The sequence below is a fragment of the Acinetobacter qingfengensis genome, from assembly GCF_008693185.1.
Classification (GTDB): Bacteria; Pseudomonadota; Gammaproteobacteria; order Pseudomonadales; family Moraxellaceae; genus Acinetobacter; species Acinetobacter qingfengensis.
Genome location: NZ_VXKN01000011.1, coordinates 98,070 through 117,987 on the forward strand (window position 1 = coordinate 98,070; position 19,918 = coordinate 117,987).

A 19,918-nucleotide genomic window follows, 5' to 3' on the forward strand; every position below is an offset into this window, starting at 1 on the left:
TTATTAAAAATCAAATTATCATTTATTAATATTACAAAATAACTTTAAATATTAATGTATCTTAATAAGATATCGCTTTTTAATTAAAATATTATTATAAAAAACCAAAACTAAATTAATATTTTATTTCTAATTTTTTTAACCTTGATATTAAAGTAGTTGGATTAATACCTAATAATTTAGCAGCACCATCTTCACCAAAGACTTTGCCATCACACTGTTTGATTGCCAATGTTAGATTATGGATCTCCAGTTCTTTGAGTTGTTGGATAGTAAAAACCTGTTCTGGCTCTGGTACAGTTCTATTGTGCTGACGAGCCTGATTCTGTGTATTCTCATGCTCAAGTAGATATTTGAATGAAATAATGCCTTGCTTGGCAGTAATTAAGGCTCGCTCTATGACATTCTGTAATTCACGAATATTACCCGGCCAATCATATTGCTGTAATTCCAGAATATGTTTTTGAGAAAATGGTAGATACTGTATTTTCCGACCATCACTAATCAGCTTGCTAAAATGGGAAACCAATAACGGAATATCCTGTTTTCGGTCACGTAGGGCAGGAGAGTGAATTGGAAAAACATTGAGTCTGAAGTATAAATCCTCACGGAAATTCTTGAGTTTGACTTCCTGTTGTAAGTTACGATTGGTTGCTGCAATAATTCGGACATTAACATGCCGAGTTTTTTCTTCACCGATGCGCTCAAATGTGCCTTCTTGTAATACACGGAGTAATTTACTCTGTAATTCTAAGGGGATTTCCCCAATTTCATCTAGGAATAATGTCCCTTGATCTGCCAATTCAAATCGTCCAGCACGGTCACGCACTGCACCTGTAAAAGCCCCTTTAACATGACCAAAGAACTCACTTTCAAATAGTTCAGATGGAATAGCAGCACAATTGACACGAATCAAAGGGTGTTGTTTTCGGTGACTGGATTGGTGTATTGCTCTGGCAATTAATTCCTTACCTGTGCCCGATTCGCCATAAATCATCACATTGGCATCAGTTGGAGCAACGACTTTAATTTTTTCGATAATTTGTAGAATTGCTGGACTGTTACCTACAATTTCATGGTATTGATTTTCTTGTAGAATTTCTTCCTGTAAATATTCGTTTTGTTGTTCTAGGCGACTTTTTAATTCCTGTAATTCTTCTAAAGCATGAGTAAGTTGTTTTTCGGTATTCAGTCGGTCTGTAATGTCTCGAAATACGACAACTGCACCGACAATTTCACTGTCACGAATAACAGGTGTACTGGTAAACTCTACGGGGAAATAACTACCATCTCTTCGCCAGAAAATTTCCTGTATACCTTCATGTACAACGCCATCCTGAACAGCAGCATAGATAGGACATTGTTCAACTGGATAATGATCGCCATTTTCATGAGTATGGTGGTGGATTTTATGAATGTTTTTACCAAGTACAGCTTCGGGTTCCAAACCCAGCATTTTTGCACCGACAGGATTAATAAAGGTACATAATCCCTGTTTATTAATACTGTAAATACCATCTCCGACAGAACTGAGAAGCAGATGTTTACCTGTATCAGATTCTATAAATAATTCCTGTAGTGCCTGCCATTCCTTTAAGCCTGCTTTAATAACTTTATCTACATTTCTATTCAATTGACGTAATTCTAAATCTTTGACATCAACAAGCGACCAAATCAGTAATGACCGATTTTTATAAGTGATCAGAATTGAAGTGACATCAAGTTGTATTTTTTCGCCTTCCTTGTCAAAAGCATATAGCTCATTGTTCCATGCCCAACCTTTTGTTAAGGCTTCCTCAGTAAAAGCAATAAGCTGGGGTAACTGACTGAAATGTCCAAAAATTGAGGTTACAGTTTTTTGGATCAGTTCATGTCGCTCATAACGCAACAACTGTGTAGCACTGATATTGACATCGACAAAACAATTTTGATGAGGGTCAATTACAATCAGCGCCTGAGACGTATGTTCAAATGCCAATGGACGAATAGAGTCTTCAGTGGCATTCCAGTCAGAAATAAAGTCAGTGTTGGGCATACTATGAACTTTCATAATTTTAACTATGAAAAATCATAATACTATGAAAAATCGTAATTATCTAGTGGTTTTTTATCATGATAAAATGATGCTAAGTAAAAAATAAATTAATATATTTCAATTAAATATAGAAATATTTATATCTTAAAAAAACAACTTGGCACAGCTCTCGCAATAACAGGGACAAACCAGACAAATGGTTGATTGTCAGTAGCATTAAAAGAGGAACTGCTATGCCAAAAGTTGATATTGAGCAATACAAAGACGGTGACTTTCTCGTTGATTATGAAGAGAAAGTATTTGAAGACGTAAAGGCACAGCCGGGTGAGAAAGCTCTAGTGACATTTCATACAGTAGCCTTTGAAGGTTCGATTGGTCTAGTTAATGTCTTACAGGCAAAACGCTTATTACGTAAAGGCTTTGAGACCAAAATTCTTCTCTATGGCCCAGGTGTACAACTTGGCGTACAGCGTGGTTTCCCGACACTAGGGGCAGAAGCATTTCCGGGGCATCTGGCTGTAAATAATCAGCTTAAAGCATTTATGCAGGAAGGTGGTGAAGTTTATGCCTGCCGCTTTGCACTACAAGCATTATATGGCCAAACAGAAAAGGCATTAATTGAAGGTATTCGTCCAATCAATCCTTTAGATGTAATGGATCTCAAACTTTTAATGCGTCGTGACAATGCATTAATCATTGATACATGGACTGTTTAAGCATCTAACAATAAGGGGAATAAGACATGAGCCAAATCATTAAAGCTGCGGCAGTACAATGTAGTCCAGTGCTATATAGCCAATCTGGTACGGTTAAAAAAATCTGTGACACGATTCTGGAGTTAGGCAAACAGGGTGTACAGTTTGCAGTCTTTCCTGAAACAGTTGTGCCTTATTACCCTTACTTTTCTTTTGTTCAACCTCCATTTGCAATGGGTAAAGAACATCTCAAACTTCTTAAAGAGTCTGTCGTTGTACCCTCAGAGGCAACACATTTAATTGGTCAAGCCTGTCGTGAAGCGCAAATGGTGGTTTCAATTGGGGTGAATGAGAGAGCTGGCGGCACGATCTATAACGCCCAATTATTGTTTGATGCTGATGGTTCTATGATTCAGCACCGCCGAAAAATTACACCAACCTACCATGAACGCATGGTATGGGGACAAGGTGACGGTAGTGGTTTAAGTGCGATTGATTCAGCAGTAGGACGTATCGGTTCACTGGCATGTTGGGAGCATTATAACCCGTTGGCACGTTTTGCCTTGATGGCAGATGGTGAACAAATTCATGCCGCAATGTTTCCGGGCTCTTTAGTCGGGCAAATATTTGCCGACCAAATCAGTGCAACCATTCAACACCATGCTTTGGAGTCTGGTTGTTTTGTGGTGAATGCTACCGCATGGCTGTATCCAGAACAGCAGCAGCAGATTATGCAAGATACAGGTTGTGATATTGCGCCAATCTCTGGCGGCTGTTTTACCGCCATCGTTTCTCCAGAAGGAAAATTTCTAGCAGAACCGATTACACAGGGCGAAGGTTATTGTATTGCTGATCTGGATTTTGGTCTGATTGATAAGCGTAAACGCATGATGGATTCAGTAGGACATTATAGTCGTCCGGAACTATTAAGCCTGCTGATTGATCGTCGCCCAACACAGTTACTACATGAACTTAAACTAGAAACTGTATCGAAAAGTACATTGGAAAAAATCTCCGAGTTTGCTGAAGAAAATATCTAGCAAATGACATGAAATCAACAGGAGAATGCGATGTCTGCAATTGAGTTATTAAGTGATTTGCAATGCAATGGACTCAAATGGGAAGGTGAAATTGGACTCTCCCGTAAAGGTGGGGCTGGGCCAAGTGATCACAAGGCATTGAGTCTGAATGGTCAAACCATGATGATTCCTGTGCTAAATCTTGCTGCTGTGGAAGACTCACCCTATACCGGTAAAAAAGATCCCGATACAGGTGAAGTGGTTGTATTTAAAAATCGGATTCCTGTCGCCACACTGTCAGCACCTGCACGTCCAAGATTTTATGATTTAACCACAGTCGATGGCATTCCCTATGAACAAATTGCAACTTTACATAGCCATGATGTATTAGCGACCACAGTATTACAGCATTGCATTCGCATGAATGATAAATCAACCGCCTGTCAATTCTGTTCCATAGATCAATCCTTGAAAGATGGTCGAACACTGATTCGTAAACGTCCTGAACAATTGGCAGAGGTTGCCAAAGCGGCTGTAGAGCTAGATGGTGTCACACAGATGGTGATTACCACTGGGACACCCAATACACCTGATCGTGGTGCTGAAATTCTGTATGACTCAGTAAAAGCAATAAAGGCACAAGTCGATTTGCCTATACAGGTGCAATGTGAACCGCCAGATGATTTTGCATGGTTTCAGAAACTCAAAGATGCTGGTGCAGTATCTATAGGCATGCATCTGGAAGCAGTCAGTGATCGGGTTCGGAAAAAAATTATGCCGGGAAAAGCAGAAGTTTCCCTTGAGGTTTATTTTGCTGCTTTTGAAGCTGCTGTTCGGATATTTGGTCGAGGTCAGGTCAGCACTTATATCTTGGCTGGTCTGGGTGATACCGAAGAAGAAATTATCAGCATGACAGAACGACTGGCAGAAATTGGTGTTTATCCCTTTGTTGTTCCTTTTGTTCCAATTCAGGGAACAGCGTTACAGCACCATTCAAAACCAGACCAGAGCTTTATGCAAAGGCTTTACCCTCAAATTGGTCATCAGTTGCGTCAATATGGGCTGAATTCTGAACAAACTAAAGCAGGCTGTGCCAAATGTGGGGCTTGCTCATCATTAAAAGCTTATGAGTAAGGAGATTGTGATGGAATTATCCCGTTATCCGTGGCTGATTGAGCTCAATGAAGACCTAAAACAGTTTATTACTGATGACATTATTATCAAAGTTATCACTGATGATTGGGAGCATTCTCAGTATTACCAACTGCGAGAAGCAACCTTCCGTGATGAGCAAAAAATTCTGAAAGAAGATCGTGATGAACATGATTTTAAAGCACTCGGTATTGTAGCGATTGGACAAATGTTTGGAGAACATGACCGTGTGATCGGTGCAGTTCGTATATTCCCTGAAAATAAACAATGTTGGTGGGGTGGTCGTTTATGTGTAGAACCTTTATATCGGCATCATCATGCGATTGGTAAAGCCCTGATTAATGCGGCGGTTTCTACGGCTAAAAATCTAGGTTGTCAGACTTTCTTGGCGACGGTGCAACAACAAAACGAGCGATATTTCCAAAAGTTATGCTGGGACAGTGTTCGGGAACTCACCGTTGCCAATATTCCGCATGTGTTGATGCAAGCCCAAATTAAGCAATATCCATTACAGCACGTCATCATGCAGGCTTATAGTTATCGGGAGCTTTGCTGATGATGCTTTTAGATTTATTAACAGCGTTAAAGAATACCTCTGCAATGCGTTCCAAACAGGATATTCAACATAATGCGATACAACATTCTTCCACGCATCTACACACTTTAGATGATGTATATGCCTTACCTGCTGATGATACCGCAGCTATTCGTATGGGAGAGCAATATTTGCTACATGCGTGTGAAGGCATGATTCCAAACTTTGTTGCCAATCATCCTTACTTTGCAGGTTGGTCGGCAGTCATGGCAAATGTCAGTGATATTGCAGCGATGGGGGGCAAGGCATTAACTGTGGTAAATAGCTATTGGCACACAGACGCAGAAAATGCTGAACAACTGATTCAGGGTATTCAGGCAGCATGTGAAGTCTATGAGGTTAAATTAGTCGGTGGACATACCAATATTCAGGCAGATTTTCAGCCTGCCTTGGCTGTAGCCATTCAAGGTGTCGCTACGCAATTATTGTCTGTTTTCCATGTGCGTACAGGACAAAAAATTCTGGTTGCCCTGAATTTAAAAGGCAAATTCCACCCTGATACCACTTACTGGAAATGTTTTGAAAACGTACCAGCAAGTCTTTTACGGACACAACTTGCACTTTTACCAGAAATTGCAGAGCAGGGACTTGCCTATGCTGCACGAGATATTAGCAATGCAGGCATTCTTGGCAGCCTCTTGATGTTATTAGAAGCGACTGGATCTGGTGCAAAGATCGACCTGAATAACATTCCTAAACCCCAAGAGATTGAGTGGCTCAAGTGGTTACAGATTTTTCCCAGCTATGGCTTTTTACTCACCGCAGATCAGGAAGAGTGTGAAGACATTATTGAACTATTTGCTTCCCAGGATATTGATTGTGCAGTGATTGGTGAAGTCACCGATTCAGGAAAAATAGAAACTCAATTACAGGCCGAACAGCATATTTTCTGGGATTTTCAGCAAGAGTCATTCACTGGACTGAATTATCAGCAAATGCTGAAACAGTGTGATTTTTTTTCCATCTTTAACCGGAACGGATGTAAAGCAACAGATACAGGAGCAGCCTACATGCCAAGCGTAAATTTTACTGTGAAGTGGCCAAATGGCGAAACTGGACAATATTACTCACCCTCTACAGTGATTTATGAATATTTAAATAGCGGGCAAGACTACGCTTTAGATGATTTTCTTAAACAAGTTGAAAATGGTCTAAATAAAGCCTCGGATCGAGTTCGTATGCGTTACGGTTTTGCATGTAGTGCAGCAATGGATAACCTCGCCACGATTAAACGCCAAATAAACATATTGGGACTTACCGCCCAGGATCGTATCGAAATTATTGAAATGACGAATGAATAGGATAGAGCCACATGAACACAATTAAGCAAACAAAACTGGAAGCACATTATGATGTGGTGATTGTCGGTGGTGGGCAGGCTGGATTATGTGTCAGTTACTACCTTAAACAGGCAAATATTCATCATGTTGTGTTAGAAAAAGAGCCTGAGCTAACCCATGCTTGGCGTTGCAAACGTTGGGACAATTTCACATTGGTCACACCAAATTGGCAATGTCTATTACCTGACCACCCCTATACTGGAATAGAACCTGATGGTTTTATGAAGAAAAATGAAATTGTTGAATATCTCGATGGTTTTATTGAAAAGCTTCATCCACCTGCCATTTTAGGAATTCATGTCACCCATGTTGCAAAAGTTGGTGACCAACAGTTTGTCATTGAAACTGATCAAGGCACGACCTATGCCAAACATCTTGTCGTGGCAGCAGGCGGCTACCATACTCCTATTTATCCTAAACTTTCATCACCATTACCAGACAATGTAATGGTGATGCATTCAGAACAATACTTTAACCCTGAACAGCTTCCAGAAGGCAATGTTTTAGTGGTTGGTTCTGGACAATCAGGCGCACAAATTGCTGAAGATCTACATCTTGCAGGTAAAAAAGTTTATTTATCTACGGGAGATGCACCTCGTTGTGCCAGATTCTATCGTGGTAAAGATGTAGTAAAATGGCTCTATGAAATGGGTTATTACGAAACCACAGTTAAAGATCACCGTTATAGTGAAGAAGTGCGTAATAGTACCAATCATTATGTAACAGGACGAGATGGTGGACGTGATATTGACTTGCGTAAATTTGCACTGGAAGGTATGCGTCTATTTGGGCGTTTTGAAGATTATAAAGATGGAAAATTAATTTTTCGTCCAGATTTAGTTAAAAACCTTAATATGGCAGATGAAACCTACAATCGTATTAACGCAGGTATTGATACATATCTTTCAGAGAATAACATTCAAACTGATGAACCTGCCTCTGTATATGAGCCTGTGTGGCAACCAGAATCAGAAGTAACAGAAATTGACTTGGCGGCAGAAAATATTAGCTCAATTATTTGGTGTATTGGCTTTAGACCTGACTACTCATGGATTGATTTAGACATCTTTGAGAAAAACGGTTATCCGACACATCATCGGGGTATTACCATTGATCCAGATGTTAGCTTTATCGGTTTACCGTGGTTACATACATGGGGATCAGGACGATTCTTAGATGTGGCAAAAGATGCACAATATTTGTCTAAATATATTGTGCAGCACTTGTCATTAGATATTCGAGATAATCCGTCTTCATCTGAACTTGTTAATATTTAATTAAACTATATAGCGAATTAAGTCTTTTTTACACCTGATTCGCTATTGCTAAATAAGCAATTTAATTTAAGTTAGGTGCTAAATTTAGCGCAGCATCAAGAATCACTTTTGCAACTTCTTCTGGTTGAGATAAGTGAGGCACATGGCTTGCTTTTAAACTAAAAGTATTTGCTGAAATTTTTTCTGCCATTTGCTTCTGGAGTTCTGGTTGAAGCATATTATCATTTTCACTGATAATATAATAAGAAGGCTTTGTTTCCCAAGCAGCCGTTGAAACTTTTTCTTCAAAATTTTTTGCTTGGATAGGACCCTGTGTTGCGTACATTAGCTTGGTTTGTGCTGATATAGAAAGATCTTGAGCAAGATGTTGCTCTATGCCTTCCAGTGTCAATGTTAAAAAACCATCTTTATCACTGTTTAAGTGATCAAATCCTGATGGTGCTGGAAAATCTTTACCTAAATCGACAACAGATTGTCCTACTGACGGTGCAAAAGCAGCAACATAAACTAATGTTTTCACTGATTCATGTTGTCCAGCTTCAGTAATGACCATACCTGCCCAAGAATGACCAACAAGAATAATCGGTCTATCTTGGGCATTTAGTATACGTTGTGTCGCCAAAATATCATCTGTTAATGAGGTTAATGGATTTTGTACAGAAATAACATCAAGACCTTCTTTTTGCAGCAATTCGATGACTTTATTCCAGGTTGAACCATCTGAGAATGCTCCATGAACAAATACGATCGTTGCTTTTATCTCTGCCAGTGCTTTGTCAGTAGATATTACATCTGCTTGTTTAAACATAACGGTTCTCTTGCTTTATGTATTATTGAGTCATTACTATACATAAGAAAGAATTTGAGATAAATTATGCGAAATTATCAAAACTATATATGAAAAGTTTCAAATGGACAGATTTTCTTGTATGCAGGTTTTCGTTAAAACAGTTGAATTAGGTTCTATTTCTGCCGCAGCAATAGAATTAGATATTTCATCACAAGTTGCAGGAAAACAAATTAAGTCGCTTGAGCAATTATTGGAAATAAAATTATTACATCGCACTACACGCCAGCAAAGTCTTACAGATGCGGGACGAATTTTTTACGAGAAAGCGAAATATATTCTGGCTGAAATGGAAGAAGCAGAAAATTTTTTAGCAGAAATCAAATCAACACCTAGAGGTAAGCTTCGCATCAGTGCACCGGTCACATTTGGAAATCATGTATTATCTCTTGTAATTGTTGAATTTTTAAAAAAATATCCAGAAGTTAATGTAGAGTTAATTTTGACAAATCGTAAGGTCGATTTAATTGAGGAAGGGTATGATATTGTATTTCGTTCTGGCGATTTACAGGACAGTGGTCTTATATCTCGTTTATTAGTACCTTATAAACTTGTATTATGTGCATCACCAGAATATATAAAATTCAATAAAAAATTAGCTAATCCCGAAGATTTAAAAAACCATGAATGTCTTGTGTTTACTCATTCAGCATTAAAAACACAATGGTCTTTTAAGAAAAATAATCAAATAACTTCTGTACTCATATCTGGAAAATATTGGACAAATAGTGGAGAGGCTCTTCGTATAGCAGCTATTGCCGGACAGGGCATACTTTTACAACCATACCAATTAGTTTCTGATGACCTTAACTCTGGTCGTTTAATTAGAATATTACCAGAGTATGAGCCTATAAATAGTTCAATGCATATTTTATATTCTCGTGATCGTAGAATGCCACCTAAATTAAAAAGCTTTATTGATTTTATTTTAATTAAATTTGGAATTTAGACTTTAAACATAATTCTTCAGATTATTAGTTATAAAACTTTTTTATCTTCTGAAAATAATTTATTAAAAAATTGATTATGGTTAAATTTTAGGTGCTTACTTAAGCTGAAATTTTATTTTAATTATTAATGAATAAAGAGAAAATTTTTTTCTCTTTATTCAATTTCTATTATTTACTTTTCAACGGTTTGATCGAGTGGGGCTGCAGCTAGTTTAGGCAAGGTACGTTGCCACGCAGAACCATAACGAGTGTATTGTGCAGGTACTGGAATGGCTGTTTTAAGATCATCAGCTGCTGTACGTGCCCAAAATGGATCTTTTAACATTTCACGACCAACAAAGATCATATCCGCACGACCATTTTGTAAAATTTCTTCCGCTTGGCGACCTGTTTCAATCAAACCGACCGCTCCAGTTAGAATATCTAAATTTTTACGTAATAACTCTGATGCTGGTACTTGATAATTCGGGTAAGTATTGACAGAAATCATTGCGATACCACCCGATGAACAGTCAATTAAATCAATAGACTGTTCTTTCATCCATTTTCCATAAATAAGAAAATCTTCCGGAGTATTTCCACCTTCAACATAATCGGTTGAAGAAATTCGTAAGAATAAAGGACCTTGCCATTCACTACGAACAGCATCAATGACTTCTCTCACAATACGATAACGATTTTCATGGTTGCCGCCATACATATCGGTACGTTTATTAGCGAGAGGGGACAGAAACTCATTGAGTAAATAACCATGAGCACAATGGATTTCAATGATATCAAAACCTGCTTTTAATGCTCTTTGTGTAGCTAGACGAAAAGCTTCAACAACTTCTTTGATTTCTGCAATACTCATTTCATGTGGTACACGAGAGTCAGCAGTAAAAGGAATTGCTGATGGCGCAATAGAAGGTAAATCTATCCCCAGTTGACGGCCTGCATGACCCAATTGAGCACCAATTTTAGCTCCAAATCTATGAACAACATCAACTACACGAGATAAGCTTTTAATGTGACTATCATCCCATATTCCAATATCGCCCGGTCCAATAGGACCATTTGGTAATACGGAAGCTGTTTCAAGCATAATTAATCCTGTACCACCTAAAGCACGAGCACCATAATGTACAAGATGAAAGTCTGTGGTATGTCCATCTGATGTCGCTGAGTGCATACACATAGGTGACATTGCAATTCGATTCTTAAATTCGACATTGCGGATCGTAATTGGTTGAAATAATAATGCTGACATATTTTCCATCATTGGTTATCTTCGATGGATTAATGATACATACTGATTAAAAGTGTTTATACACTAAAAAAATTCATATACTTACTAAAAGGTAACTGTAATTCTTATGAAGAAACTTCGTAATTATGATTCTGCTCCAGGTTGTTCAATGGAAGCAGCATTGCATATTCTTGGTGGCAAATGGAAAGGTGTAATTGTATTTCATCTTTTAAAGGATGGGACTTTGCGCTTTAGTGAGTTACAACGCCATCTTGTAGGTATTAATCAAAGATTATTAACTAAACAATTACGTGAACTTGAAGAGGATGGATTGGTTATACGACATGTATATCCTGTTGTTCCTCCAAAAGTTGAGTATTCATTAAGTGAAGAAGGTAAAGAATTACAGCATTTAATTATTGAATTAAGCCTTTGGGGAAGAAAATGGTTGGAAAAAAGAGAAATGAAGACTGCTGTAGAAGAAGATTTAGATGTACTCAAAAATCTTTTGAAAAAGCAATAAATATCAGAAAAATTTGGTCTTTCTATCCATCAATGGTTGGTGATTATTGATATTTTAAGAAGAAATATTTGAATTAAATATATATTTAATGATTTTTTATGGTTAATAAATATATATTTTAGAAATTAGCTTCTATTTTCAGAATGAAAAAAAATTACAATAAATTGATCTTTATAATAATTTTATTAATTACATTGATATTTATCTGTCAATTAATTTTTATTAAGGTATTCATAAATGATAATAAATGGAATGATGCTATAAATTTATGACAAAGGACAGTCAATATGGAAAGTAGTGTCAATGCAGATAAAAAAACATCGCCAATTACGGTGTTTTTATGTTTTGTGATTGCAGTAATCGAAGGTTTAGATTTACAGGCAGCCGGGATTGCAGCCTCAGGGATAAAAGAATATTTTTCTCTAACACCTGAACAGTTAGGTATTTTTTTTAGTACAGGAATTTTAGGGTTATTGCCGGGTACATTATTTGGAGGACGATATGCTGATAAAGTAGGGAGAAAAAAAGTCCTCATCTGGTCAGTTGCAACTTTTGCAGTGTTTACATTAATGACAGCTTGGGTGAATTCATTTTATACATTACTTCTGGTTCGTTTTTTAGCTGGTGTAGGTATGGGAGCTGCTTTGCCTAATTTAATTACTTTAGCTTCCGAAGCAACAACTGAAAATAATCGTGGTCGTGCAGTTGGACTCATGTACTGTGGCTTACCTGTTGGAGCAATTTTATTGTCATTTTGGGCTGCTTATGACCCAACAGGGAGTTGGAAGTCTATTTTCTATATCGGTGGAATTTTACCTCTATTAGTTATTCCCCTAATGATTTATTTATTGCCTGAATCAAAAGAATACTTACAAGCTGTAAAAAATAAAGCTGAACATAATATTGCAGAAACAAGTTTTAAGGATATTTTGAGTGGGCAATACATAGGTCGAACCATATTGTTATGGATTAGTTATTTTTTTACCCTCATGGTGGTATACATCATGTTGAGCTGGTTACCATCTTTGTTTATGGGATTAGGTTTCTCACGTCAACAGGGCAGTATGGCCCAAGTATTCTTTATGATCGGTGCATTCTTCGGTACAATTATTTTGGGTATGCTGATTGATCGCTGGAATAAAGTATTGGTGATCATCTTAATGTATATTGGTATTCTGGTCGGATTACTGAGTTTAAATAATGCGAGTACATTAACTGAAATTTATATTGCAGCGACGATTACCGGAACATTCACTATTGGTGGACAAGGCGTCCTCTATGCTTACGGAAGTTTTGTATATCCAACAAATTTACGCGGTACTGGTGTTGGGGCAGCTTCAGCGGTTGGGCGAGCAGGAGCAATGGTTGGTCCGACAGTAGCTGGATTTATTGTTGCTTCTGGTGCAGGTGCATCAGGTGTATTTACTGCTGCGATTCCTGGAATTCTGCTATCCGCGATCATCATGGTTCTTTTATCAAAGAAATTAGAATCTTCAAAGAAAGTAGAGATCAATCAACAAGCTGCTTAATGCATGAAAAGAAAACCATTTTAGTTATGCTAAAGTGGTTTTTTTACTTTTTTAAACTTATTTTTATATAAAAATCATGCAAATTAATTCGGATAGAAATAGTTTTTTAAACAATGTTATATTGATTTCAATGTAGGGAAAGAATAGCTACAGGAAGCTATTGATCTATCTTTTAAGGAACATTTAAAGTCAAGGAAGGACTTATGCTCGCGTTAAGACATCTCAAATATTTTGTCACAATAACTGAAGAAGCCAGTTTCGTATCTGCCGCTAAAAAATTAAATACTGTCCAATCTTCGTTAAGTCAACAAATGAAAGATTTAGAAGATTTTATTGGTGTAGATCTGTTCGAACGAGGAAGTCGGGTAATTTCTTTGACCAAAGCAGGAGAAGTTTTTTTGATTGAAGCCAAAAAAACTTTAATTGAAGCAGAAAAAGCACAAAATTTAGCATTAAAATTAAAAACTAAAATTAGCGAAATTAAAATAGGTATCCTGATTGGTGCAGAAGTAAAAATTCCGCACATTATTTTAGATGCAATTAACGTAAATAGTACAACTGTTAAAGTGGAAATTATTAGTGAAATGGGGCCTAGCTTAATCTCTAAGTTAGAGAAAGGTGAAATTGATTTAGCATTTACCCGATGTAATATTAATAATGAAGAAATCAGTAGTTATGAATGTTTAGAGGAAGATTTAGTGATCGTCCTCCCTAAGAATCATGAACTGAATAAATATTCACATATTCCCATAAAAGCATTAAATGGACTAGATTTTATTATGCCATCTGCTGAATATGCACCTGAGTTGCGATCAAAGATCATGAAAATTATGCACGATCATCACATTGCAGTAAATGTAACATGCGAAACAGAAAATGCTTTTGTTACGATGAGTTATGTAAGTATGGGTATGGGATTAACAATTTTACCTGACTATATTTATTCTATCGCAACCAGTGATGTCATTATTAAAAAGTTTCTTAGAATAGAACCCAAAGTAAAACTATTTTTAAATTATAAAAATTCAAGTAATCCAGCACTGGAAATATTATTATCGTTAATCCCTAAAAAACAAAAAGTATTACTTTGAAATTAAAATATCAAATTTATTTTTAAATCAATTAATGCAATATACCCTTTAAGAATAAATAATATCTCAAAGGGTAGTTCTATTTTGGAATTAAATGAAATAAAAGAATTTTATTTAAACTTCCATGTATAATCTATGTTTATACGTGTTTCATTCGCAGGTTTAAATGAAGCATTTTGAGCAAAATTATTGTCATAATGAGCATATCTTCCACGTAGTCCTAAACCTTTTAATCGGCCAGTTTGTACAGTATATTGCAGATCAAAATCTAAAGAATCTTCTTTTAAGTGATTACCTCCTAAATGTGGTAGGTGAATATTTTTTCCCTTTGTATATCGAGTCATGAATTTAAGGCCGGGAATATAATTTTTAAAATCATAATCATAACGAACACTGTAGACTCGCTCATTAGGATTTAAGAAATCAGTACTCCAGCCATCAATAAAAATTAATACTTCACCGCCAGAAAGATAAGGGTGTGCTGTATCGCCATAGTTTTGCATGGTACTCAAGGTGAGGGTATGATTCTGGTGGTTCAAACCCAAATTTGCAGTGATTAAAGAATTATCTATTTTTCCAGCTTTTGCTTCCCCATTGTCACGACTATTCCATAACCTTAAATCCGTAATCAATTGTGTATCATCTTTAATTGCATAAGTATTTTTAAAATTTATAGCAGCCTGATTATATAAATCTTTTGCTATACCGTAATAAATACCTGCTTGTGTTTTGGGGGATAAATTATACTTTGCACCTAACATTGAAAAATGATCAGTTTTAGCGGATTGAAATCGACCATTAAAACCAATATTAGATAAATCTTCATTATTCGTAGAGTCACGATGATTGACTTGATCAATATAAGCTGCTGTTAGTTCTAAATTTTTAACATCTGTCGATTGAATGATTGCACCACGAAAAGTTTGTGGTAATAATCTTGATGGAGAACTAAAAATAACTGGAGTCCACGGCTGTATTGTTCCAACTTTTAATTCCGTATTTTTATATTTCATTTTCCCGGTTAGGCCAATTTCACTGGCAGTATCAGCACGTTCTCTCGTCACCGCATCTGTAGTAAGCAAGCCGCTGCCAAGATATTTTGAATCCCCTTGTAATTTGACTGAAGTTAATGTTTGCATATCTAAGCCAAAACCAACTTTTCCGGGAGTATATCCTGAATTGATTTTAAATATAAAACCTTGTGCCCAGTCTTTTGATCCTGCAATGGGTTTAAAATCAGTAAAATCACGATTCAGATAATAATTTCTGGTGGTCAAACTCATTGATAAATCATCAATAAATGGGTTGGCGAAAGTTTGAATAGATAATAGTGAACTCATGGCTAAAAATAAATGTGCCTTTTTCATGGGTACTTCCTTGTAGATAAATTCCATTTTACACTTATGATTATAATTTTGTTTTATGATTATTCTAATTCAAAAAAAAGATTTATGATTATATAAAGCCTATAAGATTAAAAAAACAAAATACTTTAATTAAAAATGGAACAATTAAATAAATAATGTTCCATTTAATTTTTTACCTGATATTTTAATTAAAAACTAGTTTATAATATTTCTCTTTAAAAAATTACAGATTAAAATATTAAACTCATCGGCTTTTTCAACTTGTGACCAGTGTCCGCAATGATTAAAAATGTGTGCATTTGAGTTAGGTACTGTATTCAGTATGTCCCAAGTACGACTTACCGGAATAACGACATCTTGTACACCATGAATTAAAAGTACGGGAATCGTGATCTCTTTCATTTTTTCAAAATCAAGTGGAAACTCGAAACGATCACGATCACGTGCACCAACTACTTCAAAAATACGGTCTGAAGCACAATCATTTTCTGCCGCAGCCAAACGAACCTTGACCAGTTCATCTGTGACCAAAGATTTATCTACGACAAACATTTCAAGAGTTTTTCGGATACCTTCAAGTGATAAATCAGGATTTGAATGCTGTTTCAATGCAGCCGTTTGTTTGGCACCACCCGTACCCATTGAAACAATACCTAAAAGACGTTCGGGATAGTCTATGGCCATTTGAAATGCTAACCACCCACCCAGAGAGTTACCGATCACCCATGTCTTTTCAATACCTTTGGCATCTAAAAAGCGGATGGCGTGATCTACCCATTGCCGGATACCGTATTCTGTGTTTTCAGCAACAATAGTCTGTCCATAGCCAATTGAATCAATCGCATAACAATGTCCAACCTGACTAATTTGCTCTAGGTTAAGCCACCAGTTTGCTGCTGCTGAAACGCCTGTTCCTGAACCATGCAAAAACAGTAAAGGTGTACCATCACCAAGCTCATGGTAATGGGTTAATTCACCGGAAGCAGTTTCAATCCATTGGTCTTCCAGACCAAAGAACGAATCTGTTTTATAGTCAGGTATTTCCATTGCGCACATAAATAATCCTTTTCATTTTGAAAAACATTTTTAATAGATTTAAATGATTTAAAAATCATTAAATCTTATTTTTGAATGGTTTAATGATCATCGTGTTAAACCATCACGTTTAATGATGGTTTAAATTGAATATATTGACTAATACAAATTTTAAGAAATTTAATCTATTTTAAATATCAATACAAAGTTCTGAGACAAAGGATTAAATTTTAATTTTCCGTGCGACTTGGTTGAGAAATTTTTGAATATTAGCTTGATTATTGTGCTTATGATAACAAGCGAATAGATTTAGCAAAGGCAGCTCCTCACCCAGTTCTTTTACAACAATTGCGTTATTATTTTTGACAATCGGTAAAACATAACTTGGCAAAATAGCACATCCCAATCCCATACTGACTGAATTAATGTTAAAGATAATATTTTCTGCAACCTGTATATAGTTGACAGTCACTTGATGCGTATTGAAAAAATCTTTAATAGAGTGATGTAGTGTTGGTGCATAATTTTCATCGGGAATAATCAACGATATACCTTCTAAAGATTTTGCGGTAATTTTGGGTGATTTATTCAGCGAGTGAGATTTTGGCAAAAGAAACACCATTTCTTCTCTTAAAATCAATTGGCTTTGAATGGAATCAGATTGAATATTCTCTCTAACCAGTGCAATATCAATGTCCGCATTAATCAATGCTTCTCTTTGTTTATTTGCGCACATACTTTGTAAAAATAATTTTAAATCAGGGTTTTCAAAGCGTAAAGTCGGCAAAACATAAGGAAAAATTTTACTCTCTGCAACTGGAACAAAACCGATTTTAAGCAAATTTTTTTCTTCTTTTGCTACCATACGTGTTTTTGCTACCATATTTTCAACTTGATTTAAAATAGCTTGAGCGTATGGCAGAAATGAAATACCTTCATGTGTTAATTCAACTTTTCTTTTGGTTCTGTGAAAAAGATTAAAGCCTAATTTATCTTCCAGATCCTTAATTTGCTGACTTAAAGAGGGTTGTGCTGTATACAGACGTTGTGCTGCCCGACTAAAATTAAGTTCTTCTGCTACTGTAATAAAATAGCGAAGGCGGCGTAATTCCATTTTTAATCACCTTAATTATCTATCCATAGATATATAAAGAGCATAAGTAAGTTTTTCCCTAAAAGCTATAGGGTTTTAATTGGCATCGTGTATAGATGAATATAAAAAATATATTTCACTTGGGCAGACCTTAAATCCATAGTATCAAAAATGATGTGTCATGCTTTGAAACTATGGAGTAGGTTATGATAAACAACAGGATTGAAGCACTTAATATTAATAGTCTGGTTGATGTAAAAGAGGGGCGAATTGTGCCTTCTATTTATACCGATCCACAAATATATGAATTAGAACTAGAGCGTGTATTTGGGCGAACATGGTTATTTCTCTGTCATGAAAGCCAAATTCCCAAGTCAGGTGATTTTTTTAATACTTACATGGGTGAAGACCCAATTATTGTTACCCGCCAAAAAGATGGTTCAATCAAAGCATTGCTGAATCAATGTCGCCATCGTTCCATGCGTGTCAGCTATGCTGATTGTGGCAATACTCGCGCTTTTACTTGCCCATATCATGGTTGGTCATACGGTATTGATGGCACGGTAAAAGACATTCCATTAGAAAATCTGGCTTATCCACATGGTGCATGTAAAGAAAAGTGGGGATTGCTCGAAGTTAATCGTGTTGAATCTTATAAAGGCTTGATTTTTGGGTGCTGGGATGACGAAACGCCCGATTTAATCGACTATATGGGTGATATCGCATGGTATCTGGATGGTGTGCTGGATCGCCGGGAAGGGGGTTCGGAAATTGTTGGTGGTGTACAAAAATGGGTAATCGACTGTAACTGGAAGTTTGCAGCGGAACAATTTGCTTCGGATCAATATCATACACTGGTTTCTCATGCCTCCGCAGTACAAGTCCTTGGTGGGAAACAAGGTGACAATAGCACCAATCAGCTCGGGCAGGCACAGACGGCACGTCCAATTTGGGAAACCGCGAAAGATAATATTCAGTTTGGACAAAATGGTCATGGATCTGGATTTTTCTTTACAGAAAAACCGGATGCAAACTTTTGGGTCGATGGTGAGGTCGCAAATTATTTCCGTGAAACTTATGAGGAAGCAAGGAGTCGTTTAGGGGATGTTCGTGCCTTACGTCTTGCTGGTCATAACAATATGTTTCCTACCATGTCTTGGTTAAATGGAACAGCAACACTACGGGTATGGCATCCACGTGGACCAAATAAAACCGAAGTTTGGGCGTTTTGTATTACCGATAAAGCGGCTTCCGATGAGGTAAAGGAAGCATTTGAACGTTCTGCAACACGAGCCTTTGGCCCAGCAGGCTTTGCAGAGGCTGATGATGGCGAAAACTGGATCGAAATTCAAAAAGTGTTGCGTGGTCATAAAGCCAGACAAAATAAACTGATTGTAGAAATGGGCTTAGGTAACGAAAAATGCCGTGATGATGGTATTCCTGGAATCACCAATCATATTTTCTCTGAAACAGCCGCTCGCGGTATGTACCGGTATTGGGCAGATCTACTCATACATGAAAAATGGACAGATGTACTTAAAGCATCAGCACAATATGAGAAGGAGCTTATAAAATGAATCAACTTCTGAATAGACCAACAGTACAAAAGCCGTGGCAGCAGATCAGCATGGAGCTGTATCACGACATTAGTCAGTTTATGTATGCCGAAGCGCAGTTACTTGATGACTGGGAGTTTCGTGCATGGCTGGACATTCTGGCAGAAGACATGCTGTACCGTCTAAAAACCACGACCAATGCACAAACACGTGATCGAAGAAAAAGTATTTCACCACCATCAACATGGATATTTAATGACTCCAAGCATGTACTTGAACGTCGAGTTGCAAAACTGGAAACCGGAATGTCTTGGTCAGAAGAACCACCCTCTCGGACACGTCATTTAATCACCAATATTCGTGTCGAACCAACTGAAAATCCAGATGAATATTGGGTTTATAGCAATTATTTACTGTATCGCTCGCAAAAAGAAACCGACATTATGATTTATGCCGGCAAGCGCATCGACGTGCTGCGTAAATCAGATCAAGGATTAGGGTGGTTGATTGCCAAGCGTGACATTACTCTGGATCAAGCCACGGTTACCTCACATAACATTACGGTGTTTCTATAATGAATACAGCA

At 36.9% G+C, this 19,918-nt stretch carries 18 protein-coding genes and 1 pseudogene; 13 read left to right on the forward strand and 6 right to left on the reverse strand.

The window, feature by feature from the left end; all coding sequences use genetic code 11:
- Positions 1 to 115: 115 nt before the first annotated feature.
- Positions 116 to 2,050: a sigma 54-interacting transcriptional regulator gene (locus tag F4V57_RS12905; protein WP_070070406.1), complete on the reverse strand. Its 1,935-nt coding sequence runs from the start codon at positions 2,048 to 2,050 to the stop codon at positions 116 to 118.
- Positions 2,051 to 2,268: 218 nt separating this feature from the next.
- Here F4V57_RS12905 and F4V57_RS12910 point away from each other — a divergent pair, with 218 nt between their 5' ends.
- The 7 genes and pseudogenes from F4V57_RS12910 to F4V57_RS12935 all read left to right on the forward strand — a co-directional run bounded on the left by F4V57_RS12910 (position 2,269) and on the right by F4V57_RS12935 (position 8,113).
- Positions 2,269 to 2,751 carry an MSMEG_0572/Sll0783 family nitrogen starvation response protein gene (locus F4V57_RS12910; protein WP_070070407.1) on the forward strand — a complete coding sequence of 161 codons (483 nt, stop codon included), beginning with the start codon at positions 2,269 to 2,271 and terminating at the stop codon, positions 2,749 to 2,751.
- Positions 2,752 to 2,777: 26 nt separating this feature from the next.
- Positions 2,778 to 3,770, forward strand: coding sequence for a Nit6803 family nitrilase (locus tag F4V57_RS12915; protein ID WP_070070408.1), 993 nt, complete (start codon positions 2,778 to 2,780; stop codon positions 3,768 to 3,770).
- Between the two features lie 30 nt (positions 3,771 to 3,800).
- Positions 3,801 to 4,883: an MSMEG_0568 family radical SAM protein gene (locus F4V57_RS12920; RefSeq protein WP_070070409.1), complete on the forward strand. Its 1,083-nt coding sequence runs from the start codon at positions 3,801 to 3,803 to the stop codon at positions 4,881 to 4,883.
- Positions 4,884 to 4,893: 10 nt separating this feature from the next.
- Positions 4,894 to 5,457, forward strand: coding sequence for an MSMEG_0567/Sll0786 family nitrogen starvation N-acetyltransferase (locus tag F4V57_RS12925; protein WP_070070410.1), 564 nt, complete (start codon positions 4,894 to 4,896; stop codon positions 5,455 to 5,457).
- Positions 5,457 to 6,443: pseudogene (locus tag F4V57_RS12930) on the forward strand (sll0787 family AIR synthase-like protein); the annotation flags it as partial. The gene F4V57_RS12925 and the pseudogene F4V57_RS12930, both read left to right, overlap by 1 nt.
- 63 nt (positions 6,444 to 6,506) lie before the next feature.
- Entirely contained in the window at positions 6,507 to 6,797 is a 291-nt protein-coding gene (locus F4V57_RS14800; RefSeq protein ID WP_171257556.1) for an MSMEG_0570 family nitrogen starvation response protein, read from the forward strand.
- 11 nt (positions 6,798 to 6,808) lie between these two features.
- Positions 6,809 to 8,113: an MSMEG_0569 family flavin-dependent oxidoreductase gene (locus tag F4V57_RS12935; RefSeq protein WP_070070411.1), complete on the forward strand. Its 1,305-nt coding sequence runs from the start codon at positions 6,809 to 6,811 to the stop codon at positions 8,111 to 8,113.
- A 61-nt stretch (positions 8,114 to 8,174) separates the two neighbouring features.
- On the opposite strand, the gene F4V57_RS12940 is transcribed toward F4V57_RS12935, so the two are convergent.
- On the reverse strand, positions 8,175 to 8,921 hold the full coding sequence (locus F4V57_RS12940; RefSeq protein WP_070070412.1) for an alpha/beta fold hydrolase: 747 nt from the start codon (positions 8,919 to 8,921) through the stop codon (positions 8,175 to 8,177).
- 103 nt (positions 8,922 to 9,024) lie between these two features.
- Here F4V57_RS12940 and F4V57_RS12945 point away from each other — a divergent pair, with 103 nt between their 5' ends.
- Positions 9,025 to 9,909 (forward strand): LysR family transcriptional regulator, encoded by an 885-nt coding sequence (locus F4V57_RS12945; RefSeq protein WP_070070413.1) that lies wholly within the window; start codon positions 9,025 to 9,027, stop codon positions 9,907 to 9,909.
- 173 nt (positions 9,910 to 10,082) lie between these two features.
- Here the strand turns inward: F4V57_RS12945 and namA are convergent, their stop codons facing one another.
- Positions 10,083 to 11,159: an NADPH dehydrogenase NamA gene (namA, locus tag F4V57_RS12950; protein ID WP_070070915.1), complete on the reverse strand. Its 1,077-nt coding sequence runs from the start codon at positions 11,157 to 11,159 to the stop codon at positions 10,083 to 10,085.
- Positions 11,160 to 11,265: 106 nt separating this feature from the next.
- On the opposite strand from namA, the gene F4V57_RS12955 reads away from it, so the two are divergent.
- From F4V57_RS12955 to F4V57_RS12965, 3 genes are all read left to right on the forward strand, one after another.
- Positions 11,266 to 11,661 carry a winged helix-turn-helix transcriptional regulator gene (locus F4V57_RS12955; protein WP_070070916.1) on the forward strand — a complete coding sequence of 132 codons (396 nt, stop codon included), beginning with the start codon at positions 11,266 to 11,268 and terminating at the stop codon, positions 11,659 to 11,661.
- Positions 11,662 to 11,948: 287 nt separating this feature from the next.
- Positions 11,949 to 13,190, forward strand: a complete 1,242-nt coding sequence (gene mhpT / locus F4V57_RS12960) for a 3-(3-hydroxy-phenyl)propionate transporter MhpT (RefSeq protein WP_070070346.1) — start codon at positions 11,949 to 11,951, stop codon at positions 13,188 to 13,190.
- Positions 13,191 to 13,393: 203 nt separating this feature from the next.
- Positions 13,394 to 14,281 (forward strand): LysR substrate-binding domain-containing protein, encoded by an 888-nt coding sequence (locus F4V57_RS12965; RefSeq protein WP_070070345.1) that lies wholly within the window; start codon positions 13,394 to 13,396, stop codon positions 14,279 to 14,281.
- Between the two features lie 110 nt (positions 14,282 to 14,391).
- On the opposite strand, the gene F4V57_RS12970 is transcribed toward F4V57_RS12965, so the two are convergent.
- From F4V57_RS12970 to F4V57_RS12980, 3 genes are all read right to left on the reverse strand, one after another.
- Positions 14,392 to 15,648, reverse strand: a complete 1,257-nt coding sequence (locus tag F4V57_RS12970) for an OprD family outer membrane porin (protein ID WP_070070344.1) — start codon at positions 15,646 to 15,648, stop codon at positions 14,392 to 14,394.
- A gap of 195 nt (positions 15,649 to 15,843) precedes the next feature.
- Positions 15,844 to 16,704 (reverse strand): alpha/beta fold hydrolase, encoded by an 861-nt coding sequence (locus F4V57_RS12975; protein ID WP_070070343.1) that lies wholly within the window; start codon positions 16,702 to 16,704, stop codon positions 15,844 to 15,846.
- Positions 16,705 to 16,906: 202 nt separating this feature from the next.
- Positions 16,907 to 17,797: a LysR substrate-binding domain-containing protein gene (locus F4V57_RS12980; RefSeq protein ID WP_070070342.1), complete on the reverse strand. Its 891-nt coding sequence runs from the start codon at positions 17,795 to 17,797 to the stop codon at positions 16,907 to 16,909.
- Between the two features lie 185 nt (positions 17,798 to 17,982).
- Between F4V57_RS12980 and hcaE the strand changes: the two genes are divergently transcribed.
- Positions 17,983 to 19,353: a 3-phenylpropionate/cinnamic acid dioxygenase subunit alpha gene (gene hcaE, locus F4V57_RS12985; protein WP_406564526.1), complete on the forward strand. Its 1,371-nt coding sequence runs from the start codon at positions 17,983 to 17,985 to the stop codon at positions 19,351 to 19,353.
- Positions 19,350 to 19,907 (forward strand): 3-phenylpropionate/cinnamic acid dioxygenase subunit beta, encoded by a 558-nt coding sequence (gene hcaF, locus F4V57_RS12990; protein WP_070070341.1) that lies wholly within the window; start codon positions 19,350 to 19,352, stop codon positions 19,905 to 19,907. Before hcaE ends, hcaF begins: the two co-directional genes overlap by 4 nt.
- The last annotated feature ends 11 nt before the right edge of the window (positions 19,908 to 19,918 follow it).

Excerpts from the sequence above, each read along its gene's own strand:
- hcaF (WP_070070341.1), top strand. The coding sequence starts at position 19,350 with ATGAATCAACTTCTGAATAGACCAACAGTACAAAAGCCGTGGCAGCAG.
- hcaE (WP_406564526.1), top strand. The coding sequence starts at position 17,983 with ATGATAAACAACAGGATTGAAGCACTTAATATTAATAGTCTGGTTGAT.
- F4V57_RS12955 (WP_070070916.1), top strand. The coding sequence starts at position 11,266 with ATGAAGAAACTTCGTAATTATGATTCTGCTCCAGGTTGTTCAATGGAA.
- F4V57_RS14800 (WP_171257556.1), top strand. The coding sequence starts at position 6,507 with ATGCCAAGCGTAAATTTTACTGTGAAGTGGCCAAATGGCGAAACTGGA.
- namA (WP_070070915.1), bottom strand. The coding sequence starts at position 11,159 with ATGTCAGCATTATTATTTCAACCAATTACGATCCGCAATGTCGAATTT.
- F4V57_RS12905 (WP_070070406.1), bottom strand. The coding sequence starts at position 2,050 with ATGAAAGTTCATAGTATGCCCAACACTGACTTTATTTCTGACTGGAAT.
- F4V57_RS12945 (WP_070070413.1), top strand. The coding sequence starts at position 9,025 with ATGGACAGATTTTCTTGTATGCAGGTTTTCGTTAAAACAGTTGAATTA.
- F4V57_RS12935 (WP_070070411.1), top strand. The coding sequence starts at position 6,809 with ATGAACACAATTAAGCAAACAAAACTGGAAGCACATTATGATGTGGTG.
- F4V57_RS12965 (WP_070070345.1), top strand. The coding sequence starts at position 13,394 with ATGCTCGCGTTAAGACATCTCAAATATTTTGTCACAATAACTGAAGAA.
- F4V57_RS12925 (WP_070070410.1), top strand. The coding sequence starts at position 4,894 with ATGGAATTATCCCGTTATCCGTGGCTGATTGAGCTCAATGAAGACCTA.
- F4V57_RS12915 (WP_070070408.1), top strand. The coding sequence starts at position 2,778 with ATGAGCCAAATCATTAAAGCTGCGGCAGTACAATGTAGTCCAGTGCTA.
- mhpT (WP_070070346.1), top strand. The coding sequence starts at position 11,949 with ATGGAAAGTAGTGTCAATGCAGATAAAAAAACATCGCCAATTACGGTG.
- F4V57_RS12980 (WP_070070342.1), bottom strand. The coding sequence starts at position 17,797 with ATGGAATTACGCCGCCTTCGCTATTTTATTACAGTAGCAGAAGAACTT.
- F4V57_RS12940 (WP_070070412.1), bottom strand. The coding sequence starts at position 8,921 with ATGTTTAAACAAGCAGATGTAATATCTACTGACAAAGCACTGGCAGAG.
- F4V57_RS12975 (WP_070070343.1), bottom strand. The coding sequence starts at position 16,704 with ATGTGCGCAATGGAAATACCTGACTATAAAACAGATTCGTTCTTTGGT.
- F4V57_RS12920 (WP_070070409.1), top strand. The coding sequence starts at position 3,801 with ATGTCTGCAATTGAGTTATTAAGTGATTTGCAATGCAATGGACTCAAA.
- F4V57_RS12970 (WP_070070344.1), bottom strand. The coding sequence starts at position 15,648 with ATGAAAAAGGCACATTTATTTTTAGCCATGAGTTCACTATTATCTATT.
- F4V57_RS12910 (WP_070070407.1), top strand. The coding sequence starts at position 2,269 with ATGCCAAAAGTTGATATTGAGCAATACAAAGACGGTGACTTTCTCGTT.